The sequence below is a fragment of the Sphingobacterium gobiense genome, assembly GCF_002980575.1.
Lineage (GTDB): Bacteria > Bacteroidota > Bacteroidia > Sphingobacteriales > Sphingobacteriaceae > Sphingobacterium > Sphingobacterium gobiense.
The window spans coordinates 563,341-579,957 of sequence record NZ_PVBS01000001.1 but is presented as its reverse complement, the minus strand read 5'-3'; the positions used below and the strand labels follow the sequence as shown (position 1 = coordinate 579,957).

Annotated in this window: 10 protein-coding genes; all 10 read right to left on the bottom strand. The window is 43.4% G+C overall.

Annotated features, from left to right (window positions below; all coding sequences use genetic code 11):
• Positions 1 to 2: 2 nt before the first annotated feature.
• The 10 genes from C5749_RS02525 to C5749_RS02480 all read right to left on the bottom strand — a co-directional run bounded on the left by C5749_RS02525 (position 3) and on the right by C5749_RS02480 (position 16,368).
• Positions 3 to 746, bottom strand: a complete 744-nt coding sequence (locus C5749_RS02525; protein ID WP_105722716.1) for a fasciclin domain-containing protein — start codon at positions 744 to 746, stop codon at positions 3 to 5.
• Positions 746 to 2,338: a RagB/SusD family nutrient uptake outer membrane protein gene (locus tag C5749_RS02520; RefSeq protein WP_105725142.1), complete on the bottom strand. Its 1,593-nt coding sequence runs from the start codon at positions 2,336 to 2,338 to the stop codon at positions 746 to 748. The genes C5749_RS02525 and C5749_RS02520 overlap by 1 nt, the downstream gene beginning before the upstream one ends.
• Positions 2,339 to 2,357: 19 nt before the next feature.
• Positions 2,358 to 5,513: a SusC/RagA family TonB-linked outer membrane protein gene (locus tag C5749_RS02515; RefSeq protein WP_245893593.1), complete on the bottom strand. Its 3,156-nt coding sequence runs from the start codon at positions 5,511 to 5,513 to the stop codon at positions 2,358 to 2,360.
• 11 nt (positions 5,514 to 5,524) lie between these two features.
• Positions 5,525 to 6,616 (bottom strand): DUF5007 domain-containing protein, encoded by a 1,092-nt coding sequence (locus C5749_RS02510; protein ID WP_105722712.1) that lies wholly within the window; start codon positions 6,614 to 6,616, stop codon positions 5,525 to 5,527.
• Between the two features lie 32 nt (positions 6,617 to 6,648).
• Positions 6,649 to 7,743: a discoidin domain-containing protein gene (locus tag C5749_RS02505; RefSeq protein ID WP_105722710.1), complete on the bottom strand. Its 1,095-nt coding sequence runs from the start codon at positions 7,741 to 7,743 to the stop codon at positions 6,649 to 6,651.
• Between the two features lie 15 nt (positions 7,744 to 7,758).
• Positions 7,759 to 9,264, bottom strand: coding sequence for a RagB/SusD family nutrient uptake outer membrane protein (locus tag C5749_RS02500; RefSeq protein WP_105722708.1), 1,506 nt, complete (start codon positions 9,262 to 9,264; stop codon positions 7,759 to 7,761).
• Positions 9,265 to 9,274: 10 nt separating this feature from the next.
• The gene (locus C5749_RS02495; RefSeq protein WP_105722706.1) at positions 9,275 to 12,256 is read right to left on the bottom strand and encodes a SusC/RagA family TonB-linked outer membrane protein; all 2,982 of its coding nucleotides are present in this window, start codon (positions 12,254 to 12,256) and stop codon (positions 9,275 to 9,277) included.
• An 849-nt stretch (positions 12,257 to 13,105) separates the two neighbouring features.
• On the bottom strand, positions 13,106 to 13,984 hold the full coding sequence (locus C5749_RS02490) for an ROK family protein (protein WP_105722704.1): 879 nt from the start codon (positions 13,982 to 13,984) through the stop codon (positions 13,106 to 13,108).
• Positions 13,985 to 14,058: 74 nt separating this feature from the next.
• On the bottom strand, positions 14,059 to 15,081 hold the full coding sequence (locus C5749_RS02485) for a LacI family DNA-binding transcriptional regulator (RefSeq protein ID WP_245893592.1): 1,023 nt from the start codon (positions 15,079 to 15,081) through the stop codon (positions 14,059 to 14,061).
• Positions 15,082 to 15,246: 165 nt separating this feature from the next.
• Complete coding sequence (locus tag C5749_RS02480; protein ID WP_245893591.1) at positions 15,247 to 16,368, bottom strand: DUF2891 domain-containing protein; 1,122 nt, start codon at positions 16,366 to 16,368, stop codon at positions 15,247 to 15,249.
• Positions 16,369 to 16,617 lie beyond the last annotated feature (249 nt).

The following is a 16,617-nucleotide window of genomic DNA, read 5'->3' as shown; positions in this document are numbered from 1 at the left end:
TACTATCTTTTACTTTCTATAATGTCTACTATTACTTGGTTGTTTGAAAAACCAAATTCGCCATCTCTGTAATCCAGCACATGCACAACGCCATTGCGGGGTTGAATGTCCGATGAGGAGACATTAATCCGACCATATTCAGTAGGTTTGGATAAGTCTCGAATATACCCGATCCCCAACTGTCTGTACCCCATGTATTGTAATCTCGAGCTACCATCCGAACTGACCGCATCCTGAAACTCAACGCCAATATTACATACCGCATCGCCTAGGGAATAATAATTCTGTCCGCCATAAACGGATCTTAAATTCAGGTCTATCTGGGGGTAATCAGCCAACAAGTTTTTGCCTCGAAACATATGGCGCTGGAGGTAGAAAGCCCATATCTCTGGATCGACATCCGCCAACGTTACAATGGTATCCAACATCAGTTCATAAAGGCTTCTGTTCAATCCGCCTTCCGTGTAACTTCCGATCAGTTCCTTGATATCTGCATCGTGAGGCGCAAAAAAGGTAAATTCGTCGCTTCTAAAACGATCTTCCAAGCCTGCTAAACGGACAATTTGCGCAATGGTATCAAACTCACGTGGCTTCGCATCCAGATATTCCATGATAGACCCGTCAAAGATAGCCTCAGCCCGTCCACCGTCGGTGTAATAATCGTCTCTGCTGCATGCCAAGAAAGCAACAACCGCCAATAGCAGAAGGATTAAATTTCCTCTTATTTTTTTTATCTTTTTCATCATTATCTCCCTGTTGTGATCCAGTACTCATTTAATACAATATTCGGGTTATTCGCCCGGGCACTTTGATCCAGCGGCCAAGTCCATGCACCCCGGTTATATTCGTCCAGATTCATGGGTCTCATGGTCCATTGTGAACTCAGTATCCTGCGGGTTCGTATGAGGTCAAAGTAACGGTGAGCCTCGCCAATCAGCTCGCGGCAACGCTCTTCATAAATAAAATCCTTCAATTCGGTTCCACCGGCACCGGCGAAGGCAGATGCTTGTGAACGCTCCCGTACCAAATTTAGGGATGCAATGGCTTCGCTATCTCGACCTAACTCGGCCAAGGATTCGGCATGTAAGAGGATGGCATCTGCATATCGAAAAATACTTATCGTATTGTCAGGATATCCCTGTTCATTACCAGAGGCAAAGACATTCAGACCAAACTTTTTCATCGCAAAACGTCCGTCGTCAGCATCTATATCCTCAAACCATAGATCCCGACGCAGATCAGATTCGTCTTCCGGATAAATACTCCTCATGTATTCGGAGACATAATAACAAGGACTGATGGATTTATCGTGTCTAGGGAATAGATAGGGCCAACGCAGAAAATGGCTCCATACCGTATAATGGTTGCGTATATCGAACCGATCCCAACTCTCCGAGAACAGCGTTGCATCCCCGTAATTCACACTACGGTAGAACTCAAACAAGGACTCCTCGGTCCTTCCTTTGGAAACCAAAGCCCAAGACTCCTCCGTCATGGGGTAAAGACGGTGGGCATTGCTTTCCACGAGCTCCTTGCCCAATGCGGCCACCTGTGTATGGTACGCTTGGCTATTTGCTCGATCAAAGGACGCATTCCAAGCATTCATATGCATCAAAAGGGCAATAATGGCACCTTTTGCCGGACGGGCACCCCGTTGCGCTGGATCGCTGTGTGTCCATGGCATCAGTTCTTTATGAGGCGCCAAATCGGCAATACATTTATTGAGTACCGATATCATATTTTCACGCGGCAATTTGTCCCTATAGTAAGGCTCCGTGTAGTACACCACATCCCCATATATACGAACCATCCAAAAGTAGGTAAACGCCCGCATGAACTTGGCTTCCGCAATATACCGTACCTGATCCGCCCCCTCTACCCCTGGGATCCCCTCTTCTAATTTGGAAATCAAGATATTGGTACTTTGTATTACTTCATAATACCCCCGCCAGTCCGTAATCTTTCTCAATTGATAATCTTCAAATCGGGAAAAGCTTATAGCAAACATAAGGTTGTTTGTACCTAGCACCTCGACCATATCATTGGCGCTACGCAGTGGACGTGTGCGGGCATCCCCCGATCCGACTGTAGCCCTGATCTCTCCAGAACGTGCTTCGCCTGTCGCCCCTAACACCCAACTTTCACGGATTTTCTCGAAGAATTTGGAATAGATGAAGGCAAAGTTCGCTTCTACATCAGCTTTTGACAGATAGAAGTTATTCCCCGTCAAACGATCGATTGGATCGACTGTCAGGTATTTTTGGCAACCTGATAACACCAGTATAATACCCAAAAGCAATAATTGCCCGGCTGCTTTACATGATTTTTTTTTATACATATTGTTCTCCATGATCTAGTTAGAAAGAAAGATTTATACCTAAATTATATGTTCGGGGTACCGGATAACCATTGGATACATCTCGTCCCAAACTACTTACGTTTTCCGGATTCGGTCCACTGTAAGGTGAGAAAGTGACAACATTATCCAAGGATCCATAGACCCGGAGACGTTCTAACCCATAGCGTTTCATCAAATTACGATCAAAGGTGTAGCTCAAGACAATATTATTGACCTTAAGGTATGATCCGCTCTCAGCCCATAACGTCTGATCAATTCGGAAGGGCTGGACCGAATTACTACGGGTATAGGCATAGGGATAGGGAAATTTGGCCACATCCCCCGGCTGCTGCCACATATTGTACTGATCCAATGGCACAACCACTTTATTATCATCCCCTGTGCCAAACGGATTGGCCATTAAACTCATACGCTCGGCCAGCGCCTTGTTCAGAATGGTTCGCTTGGCTGTATACGATATAAAAACATTCAAGCTCACATTCTTGTAAGTAAATGTATTATTCATACCCCCTGTAATGAGTGGCTGTGAATTTCCCGTCCGCACAAAATCGTTCTCATCTATCCGGTAATCGCCATTCTGGTCCACCCAAATCGGGTCTCCAGCCTCAAAATAGGCTCCGCCTTGCGAAATCATACGCAATCCGGTCACAGGATCAATGGGAACATCTTGATCCCGGCTATAGACGCCATCGTTCATCAACAGGTAGTTGGACAATGTAGAAGTACCAACCCGAAAGACCACATGCTGCCCCCGATTATCACCGTCACGTTCCCACCGCACGAATTGTCCGCCATAATGCTGGGGCAATTTCAATAAGATATCCCGGTTGAAAGCACCATTTACAGAAAAGATCCAATTGAAATTTCCTCCTTGACGTAACGGGCGGATATTGATCGCCAGCTCATGTCCGTAGTTGGCAATAGCCGCATCATTCGAGGCCAACCTGCTGAAGCCAGTAGAAGTGTTCAAATGTTCTTCAAAATACATGTTGTCGACTTTCTTATAATAGGTATCGTATACAAAATCCACTTTATTATTGAATAACATCATGTTGACCCCCAAATTGTACTGCATGGACGTAGTCGGCCGCAGATCTGGATTGGGAATTTGGTTAAAATCAATCCCCAGACCAGGCTGTTGGTTGTAATTACCAAATATATCGTAACGCCCATAAATCCGTTCCAGGGTGCTATTAGGCATCACATTGACCCCCCAGCTCGCTCGAATCGACCCCTCGTTTAGCCAAGACAATTCCTGTCCCCACTCCTCGTGATGGATATTCCAACGCAATCCAACGGCTGGGTTACGGGTATAGAGATTGCCAAAGCCGTTGGCGGAGGAGCCGTCCATCCGGTAGGAAAGATCCAGAATATATCTTCTTTTGTAATCGTAGGAAGTCGATAGGGCAAAGGACAGCGCTCGCTCATCTTTGAAACCGGGCAATATCCCTCCTCCTCGGGAAAAATACCCATCGTAACCCAATGGTCCTTCAAAAAAATCATTGGGGGTCCGCTCCTGCCTGATCAAAGTCTCCTGACGGGTAATATTACGGATCTCGTTAAAGAGATTGATAAAGATACTATGCGTGTCATCAAACGTCTTACTGTAGTTCAACGAGTTACGACTGTAGAGCTGCGTCGATCTTTCTTGTCGGGCGGAAACCGATGAAAACTGGTTGTTCGCTGCCGCAGGCGTAAAGGTGTCTTCGGTATTAGACGTAAATTCATAACTCAAGGCTGAGGTCAAACGTAGTCCGCGAATAATCTCATAGGCTCCTTCGATATAAGGCCGAATTACCCGGGCATTATTACTATTCCGTGTGCTGATGGAAGACATATATTCGGAAGAGGCCAAATAAAAGGATGGTGGTGGTAAAAGTGTGGAAGAAAGCCCACCAGCAGCCACCCCAGTCTGCAAGACACCAATACCATCCCCCCGATTTCTTTTTCCTAACTGAGCAAAGACCTGACCTGTGAAACGTAACTTGGTATCAGGGCTGTAGTCCATCCGCAAGTTTGCTGTATACCGTGTAAATCCCGTATTACGAATAATACCTTCATCATTGGAATAGCCAAAATTAGCTTTGTAATTAAGAACTCTATTACCACCGTCAAACATCAGGTTGTGGCTATGATTTAGAGTAGTCCGAAAATAAAGGCTCTGCCAATCTGTCGAATTGTTATAATAGGCATTCAAACTATCGGTAAGATGAGGTATACTTTGAATACGATCAATATCTGCCTGTGAAAAGGCGTTGCCGTAAATCTGTTGTAGCTTTAATCTTCGCTCTAAATTCCCGCCCAAAGTCTCCCGCAATTGGGGTGGAGTCTTAAAGTAGGTGTTGTTGATATAGGTAATTCGTGGTATCTCGGAATTGCCCCGTTTGGTGTTGATAATTATAACCCCATATGCAGCCAACGAACCATACAGGGAGGTCGCTTGGGCATCGCGAAGAATCTCGATACTTTCGATATCCTCCGGTGGAATCATAGACAAGGGACTGATACCCGGTCCCTGCTGGTCAAAGCCGAACTCACTGGCTCTATCCGCATCCAAGGGCACCCCATCGATCACAAACAATGGTGAGGTAGGCATTAATGCTGTAGCATCTCCCTCGCCGGTCATGGATAAGGTAGACAAACCACGAATTTGTGTCGTCCCCCGAAAACCGGGTGCTCCGGTATTGACCTGCACATTCAATCCGGGCACACGACCTTGCAACAAGGACTCTACCGGGACGGGAATATCTTGAATATCTCTACCCGTAATAATAGTCGAAGCCCCAGTAGAAGTCTCTTTCGGTCGTTGCACATAGCCCCGGGTTACCACCACTTCTTCTATAGATGCATCAGCAAACTCCAAGGTCACGGTCAGACTTGTCTCTGTGCTCTTTACACTGACCCGCTTGTCGGTATAGCCTACCAAGCTAAATAACAAGGTGGTATTTCCCCTGATTGCGACTGAAAACTCGCCTTTACTGCCGGTCGCGACAAGGTTACGGCCGGTCGAGGTATTGGTCACCGTCACATTGGGTAGTCCGTTGCCACTGGCGTCCAACACCCGTCCACGAAGCGTCGTTTGTGCCAACCCCTGCAGCCCAAAACTCATCCAAAAAAACAGTAACGTGCCATATAGTATAATGTTATTTTTCATAAAAAGCCGCATTATTCGTTGTCAAATTTTGGGTTATCATTTCTGAAGTGAAAAACGATTTCCCAGTCGCCTTTCTTAAAGATCTTAAAGTCCAAACCAAATGTGGCTGTTGTCCTTACACCGCCCCAGCCAACACGAGAATAGGAAATATTAGCACGCGCCCGGTTGCCCGAGGAATATGCGGTATTAATGTCGACTACCGGGATGGGATAGGCGACATCGTACTCGACGTACTCGCCGGTCATACGTCGGTTAAAACCATGGATCATTTGATCCCATCGGGTCTCATTGAACATTTCTGGATTGATCGGTTGTTCATCTTTGTCTAGAACCACAAAACGAAGGGTATTGCCATTGCCTCCCTCGAAAGGTCGGATATAGACTACCAAATCTTTCTTATCGTTGTTATTGACCAGGGGAACATTAGTCAGTTCCCCAATAACATTACTCATCCGACTCGGTGTTATATATGCCCGTTTACGTGAATCCAAGGGGTTTACAGGATCTGGGGCAACCCCTCCTGTGTAGGGATTGATGTCTGTAGAAGGCAAGTAAGGAATCTCGCGCCAGGGGATCAACTGAAAATCTCGAATATAACGCACCCCACCAGAATTAGATAATTTAAGATCGAAGAAACGGATATCCTGCGTCAACAGGGTGGTATCACTTGGCCGCGGGGCAACCGTTTCATTTGTCCCGGATGCCCATAGGATAAAACGCCCCCCTTCATCGACTTCGAAAATAGGTTTCTCGACCAACCTCCGCTTGCTTTCAATCTCTTCCAAAGAAGTTTCTAATCCGGTATATTCATCAATCCATTCGTAAGTAGGCGCAGTTTGTAAAAAATCTGTTGCGGGCCGACCATCCCCATAACGCGGATTGGTAATCTCAAAAGTGAGTGGTCGCGTCGAGTTATCGGCACTCAATGGATTAAAAAAAGTAGTACGGCCCAACGTTGGCTCCAATATTTTGGTGGTATAGGTTAAATTGGTACTGATAAAATCCTTTTCCTCCGGCAGATTGTATATGTCGTTGCAGGATGCCACCGCCAATGAAAGCCCTGCTATACCTCCCAAGATCTTATATTTCGTATATCTCATCATATTAGGTTATCATTAAGTCTCTCACATGTATTTTAATCTAATTCTTCATAATTAATAGACCAATCAGCCAACTGGAACGTCGAACCACTCCGTATTCGGGTGACGCTCAATCGGTAAAAGGTATACGCCGTTGTATTGTTGAACCGGAATACACGCTGCATAAAGCGGTCAACAAACTCTTCGGATGACCGGGAGTTGAGCATCGTCCATGCCTCACCATCATGCGAGCCTTCCAGCCGCCAGTCTATAGGATCCCGCTCCTGTGCATCATTGGCCGATGTCAATGTATAGGCATTGGCTACTGTAGGTTCATTCAATTCCACTTGGAACCAAAGCGTATTTGGAAAAGAAATCAAAAACTTGGTCTGTGGATTTCCATCAAAAACATATTTAGATGCTTCCACTGCATTAGGCCCTCCGCTATGCTCATGCGATGCGGTAAATGTACCACCGACTGTAAAAAACAAGTTGGTTGGTGGCGGGATTAGTGTCAACCTTTTCACAAAATCATTGAAACCAAAAACATGATCCGGCGCGAGAGCATGAACCACCCCATTATTCGTCTCGATATTGATCGAAGAGGTACTTGTTGTTACCCAGTTTCGAACAAACTGACTTCTCTTGGGATCGGTAAACTCAATAACCGATGGTCCCCCATAAATATAGCCCGAAGAATAGGAGTCTCGCAACTTGGCATGCATTTGATACCCATGACGGTAATCGGTAAAAAACCGACCGTCTTGCTGCCCTAGGGAATCACTGGTATAACGACCATCAAGAATATATTGTGACATCATTGTATCCAGATGCTCATATTTTATAGTAGATAAAAATTCGGGGGACTTGTCTGCTCTACGACGAATACTGTTGAGGTTCTCAATGGCCAAACGAAAGCTTTCATTGGTAGGGGTAAAAACCGTCACATCGCCCGTCTTAAGTGCATCAGCTAATCCGACACGATCAATTACTTTCACTAACGAGTCATACACGCCGGGCTTACTTTTCAAATATTCATAGGTATTTCCCTCAAAACGAACTTGGTGGAGCTCGTGTTTATAGAAACCATTGTCTTTCGCACAAGACAGCACGAAAAGACAACTAAAAACAGTTAATATTCGGAGTTTCATAATATTCCTTTAAGCTTATTTCCAATAATTGTTCTGTTCCAGAAGCGTATTTTGTTGCAAGAGTGGTTCGGCTATTGGCCAATAGATCCCCCCCTCATTGATCAATTTGACAAAATCTGGGTCGTTATTCTTAATCTTGTGATATCGAACCATATCATACCAACGATGACCTTCACCCATCAGTTCTCGGTGCCTCTCTTGAAAAATCGCATCAATCAAATCACCATTGGCCTCCTCGGAATATGGTAACAGGCCTCTATTCTCCCGTATTCTATTCAGCATATCCACTGCCCCATTGCGTTCACCCAGGACAGCCAAAGCTTCTGCCCGCAATAGCGTGACATCCTCCAAACGCGTAAATACCAAAGCACTGGAAAAAATGCGGAAACTGGGATCGCTCACGCCTGCCATAATACACTTGATCTTGCTAAAAATCGGGTAACGACCGTTAAAATTTGTAAAATAAACCTCCGTCAGCGGATTGCCCAAGGTATCTATACTAAAGCGCTGGTCTTTTGCTTCGTCAAATACACGTACAACAGTTTCCTTTGTCATGTACATATCCGGAATCGATTTATTGACCACGGGCGCCGCCAAGGTTAATTCTTCGATATGTCCTGTAAAGGCTGCCTCTACATGCGCCCACACTCCCGGAAAGCCGAACATCTGGCTGCTGTGCTTGTCATAGAAAAATCCACTACTGCTCGTGAGGTTGGCGGTCGTCGCATAATTGATATTGGAGTGTGAATAGTTCTCGTCAATGTAAGCGGTATAGGCCGCGGCATTCGGATAATTTCCCTGCCATGCCGATAAGTGCGCTAAAATGGCGTAAGCCGAATTCTGGGTCGCCAAGGCCCCGTCCCAACGGGAAGTTTGCTCATTATAATAATTTCCTTGTTGCTTAATATCATTGTTGCTATATCTGAAGGGCATGTCTTCAGCTGCTTTTAAAAGCTCTTGCTCAACCCAAGCCAACAGCTTGCCTTTCTCCTCGCGTGGTTTATTGTTAAAAGACCATTCGGAAGCACTGGTAATCAAGGGTACGTCTCCCCAAATCCTCGACATATAGAAATACGCGAAGGCACGTAGAAAGCGAGCCTGGGCCATATCTACCTGATGATTGTTGACGGTGTAACGAGCATCCTTCTCTAGGACTTCTGGCGATCTTTCCAAAAAGATATTGGCGGCATTCACGACAGCATACCATCTGCGCCAATTCCGTAGAGTCTCCAGCGTGACATCATTCGCATTCAGCTCATTAGCTGCAATGGCTCGTAGATCTCTCCGCACGGGGATCGCAAACTCTCCGGAGCGGACCTCTCCGTATAACCAAAAAGCATTGCGGTCGACCAGAGCGGACTTAGTGAGCCCATACACGCCCATCAGAGCAGCACGGGTATCTTCCATTTTCTCCCACATATTTTCTTCGGAAACGACCCGAGTGGGTTCAATATCAAGCATATTCTCACAACCCGAAAATGGGATGGATAAAAACAGTAGATAAAATAATATTCTCTTCATGCGGTTACGGTTAAAAGTTTAATTTAAAACCCATCAAATATGTACGTGGAAGAAGCATATTGTGGCCTTGATCAATGCCCATATAATTAGCAACCTCCGGATCGCGTCCCGAATATTTAGATAAGGTAAACAGGTTATTGGCGGCGAGATAGATGTATAGATTCCCGCCATCCAACGAAGCCCCAACGATATCGGAAAGATTATAACCCAACGAGACCTGACGTAATTTTAGGAAGGAACCATTTTCTAGAAATAAATCTTGTGTGGCTTGGTAAGCATTCACCGCACTCCAAGGGTTGTACAGTGGATAACGGCCATAATCACCACGTTTCTCCCAATAGGTAATCTCTTTTACGGAGTTCATGTTATTCGCATTCTCGTTATTAATAAAATTAAACCGATCGGACATTTCCTGATTCAGGATATTACGGCCTAGATTAAAATAAAAACTCGCTTTCAGATCAAAATTCCTGTAAAAGAAATTGTTCTGCCAAGAGCCGGCTACTTTGGGTATAAAATTTCCCTGCATCACCCGGTCCTCCGAGGAAATACGGTTGTCTCCGTTTTGATCGGCCCAAATAGGATCTCCGGCTTTGAAGGTAATTCCATTGTAATTCTTCGTCACACCATTGACTTGGGGCACTTCCGCATCGGCGTGGAACATCCCTTGATTCTCCAATACCCAGAATGCATCGATCCTTTCACCTACCTTTAACTTGCGATCATGAATAACAACTTCATCTAATCCACCGGGCAATGCCGTCAGCTTGTTGTTGTTAAATCCGAGGTTAATTCCCGAGTTCCAACGGAAATCTCGATTGGTATTTCCGATAATGTCTCCGCCGACAGAGACCTCTATCCCCGTGTTTTTGACATCCATCCCAGACGCAAGATTATAAGCATAACCGTACTCTGCCAGAGAAGGGATACCAAGGGGCTGGTTTTTGGTATGTTTGACATACGCATCCAAAGAGAAATAGATACGACGTTTGGAGAGTTGAAAATCAAAACCAACGTTCAATTGATCGGTATAAGCCCAAGGCATATCATAGCCTATCCAGCCATCTTCATACGGACGGACCAATCCGGCAAAAGCATTATAACCTGGTACAATTACATTACCCGTGTAGCCAATCTGTGCTGTATAATTGGGGCCTTGTGCCACATTGTCATAAAGGTTCAATACACCTAACCTTCCTGCGCTAGCTCGGATTTTAAAGCTCTCATAGAGGCTATTGTCCTGCAAAAATTCATTTTTAAGATTCCAGCCCAAGGCCAATGTGGGTGTAAACAGCCATCGTTCGGTCGGCTGGGCATTGGAAGAACCATCATAGCGTAGCAAAAGACTCGCTGTATACTTGTCCTGCAAATTATAGGTTCCCCGGCTGTAGAAAGATACCAAGTTGTGACGGGTACGGTCCAAAAATTTATAAACTAACTGCCTTGGGAATGCCCTAGAAATTAAGTGATCAGCATGGGTGTCGTCAAAACGCAGCAAATTGATCTTAATAAAATCATTCACTCCTTTATAAGCGTACGCATAGTTATATTTATGCGTATCCCATTGCAAAATACTCGCCCCTTCAAGGAAAAGGCTACTATGGTCGTTCAGCTTCCAGTCATACAACGCCACGTTGTTAAAAACAAGTCTTTGGTTATATCCATAGTAGTTGGCAGCAAAGCTATTCTCTTCCATAAGGGTCCTGGCATAGAAAAGATCCCTGAAGCCTTCATTATAGTCGGCAACCAATGTAGATTTCAACTGAAATTTTCCAGACTGAACACTGATCCCGACGTTACCATCTAGAATGTTTGAAAAGTTGTTGTCAAAGCCTTTGTCTTGCTCCAATAAATAAGCATCATATGTTTCCTTATTCGGTGCCAATGGCGCACTAAGATCAGGCAGGTAAGCCATCATTGCGTAACGGTTTCGTAGGTTCCGGTTCCGATCTCTATTTAGCCGTGTACCATTGATACTGGTGTGGAAAAACAACCATTTTAACGGTTGCAGATCCAGTTGAAAACGCGCGTTGTACTTTTGGAACTTGGCATCATCGGCTATCCCTGCATTCTGTAGGCTACCTAGTGAAAACTGAAAATTGGATCGTGAACCACCCCCCGAAATATTAGCGTTAACGCCATAATTAAGCCCATTATTGTAATAGCTATCACTCCAATTGGAGGGACCGTAATATCGGTTATTGAGGGAGTCGCTCAAATAAACAGGGTACGTATCATCGTCATTATACCGTCCACTGGTGGTATATAAATCGTAAAACTGTTGCCTGAACCGGTTTTCATAGTCCCCATTAATCGTGGTAACCTGTGGCCTGGCAGACACTCCGACGAAACTATGCAAACTAATTCTTTTTTTATTGTCTGTAACGCTCTTTTTGCTTGTAATTTTAATGACTCCGTTAGCGGCCATGGGGCCATAAACAGCTGTATTAGCCATGTCTTTCAACACCTCTATAGATTCTATGTTACTCAGATCAATGTTGCTCAGCAGGTTGTTTTCTGGGCCAATCCGATCGAGATCGTAGGCTTGTATCATATAAGAAAAAGGGTGGGTACCCACTAGCGGTATACCATCAAGTACAACTAATGGTTGATTGTGATAGACATCTTTATGGCTGAATATTGGTGTTGATATGCCACGGATGAACATAGAGTTTGGTGTTCCAGGCTCTCCACTCCTCTCGGTTACATATAGTCCGGCTGCCTCACCCTTCAAAAACTGGTGAATGGTTGCATTGCCAGAGGTTTCTATATCGGCCACCGGCTTCTGCACAGAATTGATCCTGACGCTTTTGAAATTCAACTCAAAAACGGAATCTAAAAGTTTCGGAACGGTATCCTGCAATAGGCGTAGCTTGGAAGATCGATTGATGTATCCATCTTTATGGCTTGCAAATAGTTGAAGCTGAAGCAATGACATAAAAATAAATGCAACTATCCCGACATTATATGGGGTTGGAAATTTCTCCTTCATATAAATTTAGGTTTTTAAAACGTTATTACAATTGTTAATTTATTTTATAATTTACTTGGTCTGGCAATACGCATGTTTACCTTGGTCATAGACACAATCATGTGGGTATTGCAGGTTTATGTCACAGACATTCAGCTTTAAAAAGGTATGTTTCATACATGTACTTCATTGGTCTAATTTTTTAGTTCATAAATATTAAAACGATTTAGCAAAAACGTAGTAAAATGTTTTAATTTGGTTGTTATTCTTTTTGATTTGCCTTGGCCCAGAATTGATTTCTCCTTCTTATCTGATATTATCAAAAGACTTGTCTGCCAAGAAATAAGTAAAAAATTAAATTGCTTATTACATTAAATTTCGATTAATCGGCTCAGATACATAATAACTCGGATTTCTATCTTGGTTTTCATTATCATTCTTTTAGTTAGTACGTTAAAAAAATAAAGATTTATTCGAAACACTTAACTAACGATAATTAAATCGTTTTAGCAGAATCATACAAAAAAGCGGTTTACTTATGGTCATCATATAAATGCTCCTCACAATTTGTTCTACAGAACGAATATAGACATAAAAAAATAAAATAAAAAAAAAAGTAATATTTTATTTACAATACTTAGTACTGTCTCCTCCAGTTCAAACGAACGAGTCAGTTCCATTAGCTTGTATTTGTATTGAAATCTTTACCTAACTAGCTATGGCCAAAACTAAAGAATTCCAATCACAATTATGTAAATCGTCAGGAAAAATGGACGCAAAAGTAATTTCTACATGTGCCGACGAAACGACCTAATAACATCATTCCGAAGAAAAGCACCAAGAAGCTGCCTTGGTTTATAAAAATTCTGTTTATATAGATTTGGTCAGTTTATTTTCCCACAGGTAACCGGCGCCCAATAAAGCCGCATCCTCCCATAAGATACTTTGATACAACTGTACTTGCTTATTCTTCAATTTTGCGCGCAGCTCATCGATAAATAAATCTAGACACCGGGCGATATTCCCTCCAATGATGACGGCCGATGCCGACTCCTCTTCGATAAAATCATTGAGAAAAAAAGCTAGGTGTGTCGCAAATTCACTAAAAATCTGTGCTTTCAGCGGATCTTGACCTTTGGCGAGAGCCTCTACGCTTTCTAGTTGCTCTCCACTCAATTGGCTATATCGGTGCTTAAACCATCTAGATGATATATAATCCTCTGCAATACCGTGCTTCATGGGGGTTATAGCACGAAAGACATCTCTGCATACCCCGTGGTTATACACAGCAGACCCCAATCCAGTACCCAATGTAATGCCCACCACTTTCGCTTCATCTAAATCCCCTCTGTGCACCACCTCTCCGTATAAAAAAGCTTCCGCGTCGTTCTTGAATAATATATGATCTGGAGATATACCTAAGGCTTGCGCCAGCTCCTTTTTGACATTCATACCATACAACGCATCGTATTTATTCAATTCGTTGATATAGGATATACCTTCGTTGTAATCAAAAGGTCCGGGCATCGCAATGCCCACCCATACATGATCCTTGTTCACCTCATCGATGAAATCGGAAAGTAAATTTGCCCAGGAACTTATAATCACGTCGGCCGAGGCATGTGAATCCACACTCCGACGGCACTGGGATCCGGACCGCACTTCACGTTTGTCCCAATCCAGTTCGCCTGCCGCTATATGCGACCCACCGATATCTACTACAATAATTTTTCGCTCGCTTGTGTTCATAACTATGTTAGCTAAATCGCGGTACAATTATATAAAACGTTTTAGCAAAATCAAAAAAGAACTTAAAAATAGTTTTATTTTGTGCACGAATCACGCGGAACAAACGTAGTTGATAAGATTATTTTTTGCGGATTTTGACTTACTTCGGAAGCTTTTTTGCCTAATCTAGACAACAGCAAATTGATCGCATTTTCTGAAATAGCCTCAATAGGCTGCGCAATGCTCGTGATGGCGGGGCTGTACATCTCGAAGAGTTCATAATCGTCAAAGCTGACGACGGCTATATCTTCTGGAATGCGCAATCCCAGTTGTTTTATGGCTTTGAGACCGCCCACACAAATATAATTTGTAGAAAAAACGATCGCTTCAATGCTGCTACATTTTTTTTCTAAAAAGGACAGGAGCTCTTTTTCTCGCTCCAATCTGCCTGCGGGTGTAAGCTTCTGAATAATAGGTGTTAAATTATTATCCAGGATAGCCTTTTCATATCCCGACAGTCTGTCCAGCATCTGACTCTGTAAGGAATTCAACGTAATGAACGCGATGTTTTTATAACCTTGATCAATAAGGTATTTTGTCGCCGAATAAACGCTTTCATCATTGTTAACGAGAACATAATCGGTTTGTACACCCTCTAAATATCGATCCAACACGACTACCGGCTTTCCTGACGCACACAGTTCGACAATCTTTGCCTGTATGCCTGTCGGCGGCACGATAATATAGCCGTCTACATGTTTCTCTTGATAAATTTCAATTAATTCCTCGGTTTTGGCCGTATCATTCTCCGTACTCGAGTATATGATCTTATAACCACTTTTGTAAGCCTTTGCTTCAATTTCTTTAGCTATGGCCGAAAAAAACGGGAAAGAAATATCTTCCACAATAAGTGCAATGGTGTTGGATTTGCCTGTCCGTAAACTACGGGCTAGTGCATTGGGTTTGTAGTCGATCTCTTCAACATAATCCAGGACCTTTTTCACCAGTTGATCACTGATTCGTTTCTCTTGCGCTTTTCCATTTAAAACAAAGGATATGGTTGTTGTCGATATTCCCAAATGCTTTGCAATACTCGTGATCGAAGTCTTTTTACCCACTATTAAATTATTTAGATTCTTACGCCCTTCGTCTCATACATCTGTCACACCTACCTTGTGAGGTAAACACAAACATAGATAAATTTTGCTTATCTGCAATGACATCCGTGGTTTGATTCTCAGAGATATGCGGCATTGGTTACTTTTATTACCGCCTGCGTACTGCTAATTAGACAACGCTAGCAATGCAAACGAACCCAACCAATGGCTTCCCATATAATCATCACCCGAAATATTTTTCAGCGAAAAATCAATATGCGCATTGGCAAGCGGCACCAAAGTATGCTTTAGTTCTGGTAACACACGGGCAATACCATACAAACAATTTGCCCTGCTGAAATTCAAGCCGTCCAAGTGTACCAGCTTACCATCCGTACGATCACTTACGATAGCCGGTTGAAGCGTTTCGATTTCGGTCTCAAATAACACCGGCATAAAAATCACTAACCAATTTTGATACGCGTCTTTCGGCATGACCTTACTCATGAGGTAGGCTTCTTCCAAACAAGGCGAAAGAAAATCATAACCACTGGGTTCATAAGCGAGGTTACAATTTTTATCATGTTCAAAAAAACGTATACTATTGGTTTTTATCGCGTTAAGCAACGCCATATCACCCGTTTCTTCCGCATACTCATACATCAGCGTAAGGCTAAAAGCCGTGTTGTCATGCTGCCCCGTGCGGATAGGATAAACCAATTTAGACAAATATTGCTGCGTGCGTTCCGATAGCAGATCGACCAAAGGTTGCAGTGTCTCTGCCCACTCTTGCGCATCGGTATTCCGCCACGATCTTAACTCCTGCTGCAGTTTAAATAACCAAGCCCAACCGTAAGTACGCTCAAAACTCAAGTTATTTTCATCCTGAAAGAAAGCCAGTTCCACCGCCAAGTTTTCCTTTGTAATATGACTTTTCAACAATTGGCGAACCTTGCCATCCGAATCCAGTTCCGGATACTGCTTTAACAACCGGACAATAGACCAGTAACCATGTACCGACGAGTGCCAATCAAAACAACCATAAAAAATAGGACGTAAGGCCTTAGGAGATTTTAGGTCAGTATCGCTTCCCAGCACCTGTCCTAATTTATTTGGATATTCGATCGTTAAACAGTGTGTGGGCAGTTCGAAAATTCGTTTCGCCGTCTCCTCATTTAAGGTCAATTGTGCTACTTTAACAGTATCCTCCGCATTTTCCTCTTTTCGCTTATCCCCAGAATCGCAAGAAAGAAAAAACGCCATAACCCCAAGACCAATTAACTGTAAAACCAAATTTCTATACTGCATAACTCATTATTTTAGTCAACAATTATACTTTACACGTAAAATTAGAAATAAAAAACCTTAAACAAGAACGCTTAGTATTAACCCTCACTATGCACAATCCCCTCCTTAACACGCCAATGTCGCATACGGATTTTTGACAACTGTAGAAATCCTTTCCTTGCACTTTCCCTCCCTGTCAAATATCCGAAGCGACGAGTTTTATGGATAAGTGTATATTTTGGTATCCATGAGCTCACTTCGTTCGGTTTT

What these genes read in the sequence shown, in the direction of transcription:
- C5749_RS02505 (WP_105722710.1), bottom strand. Translation starts at nt 7,743, where the DNA reads ATGAAACTCCGAATATTAACTGTTTTTAGTTGTCTTTTCGTGCTGTCT.
- C5749_RS02510 (WP_105722712.1), bottom strand. Translation starts at nt 6,616, where the DNA reads ATGATGAGATATACGAAATATAAGATCTTGGGAGGTATAGCAGGGCTT.
- C5749_RS02500 (WP_105722708.1), bottom strand. Translation starts at nt 9,264, where the DNA reads ATGAAGAGAATATTATTTTATCTACTGTTTTTATCCATCCCATTTTCG.
- C5749_RS02515 (WP_245893593.1), bottom strand. Translation starts at nt 5,513, where the DNA reads ATGAAAAATAACATTATACTATATGGCACGTTACTGTTTTTTTGGATG.
- C5749_RS02495 (WP_105722706.1), bottom strand. Translation starts at nt 12,256, where the DNA reads ATGAAGGAGAAATTTCCAACCCCATATAATGTCGGGATAGTTGCATTT.
- C5749_RS02525 (WP_105722716.1), bottom strand. Translation starts at nt 746, where the DNA reads ATGATGAAAAAGATAAAAAAAATAAGAGGAAATTTAATCCTTCTGCTA.
- C5749_RS02480 (WP_245893591.1), bottom strand. Translation starts at nt 16,368, where the DNA reads ATGCAGTATAGAAATTTGGTTTTACAGTTAATTGGTCTTGGGGTTATG.
- C5749_RS02520 (WP_105725142.1), bottom strand. Translation starts at nt 2,338, where the DNA reads ATGTATAAAAAAAAATCATGTAAAGCAGCCGGGCAATTATTGCTTTTG.
- C5749_RS02490 (WP_105722704.1), bottom strand. Translation starts at nt 13,984, where the DNA reads ATGAACACAAGCGAGCGAAAAATTATTGTAGTAGATATCGGTGGGTCG.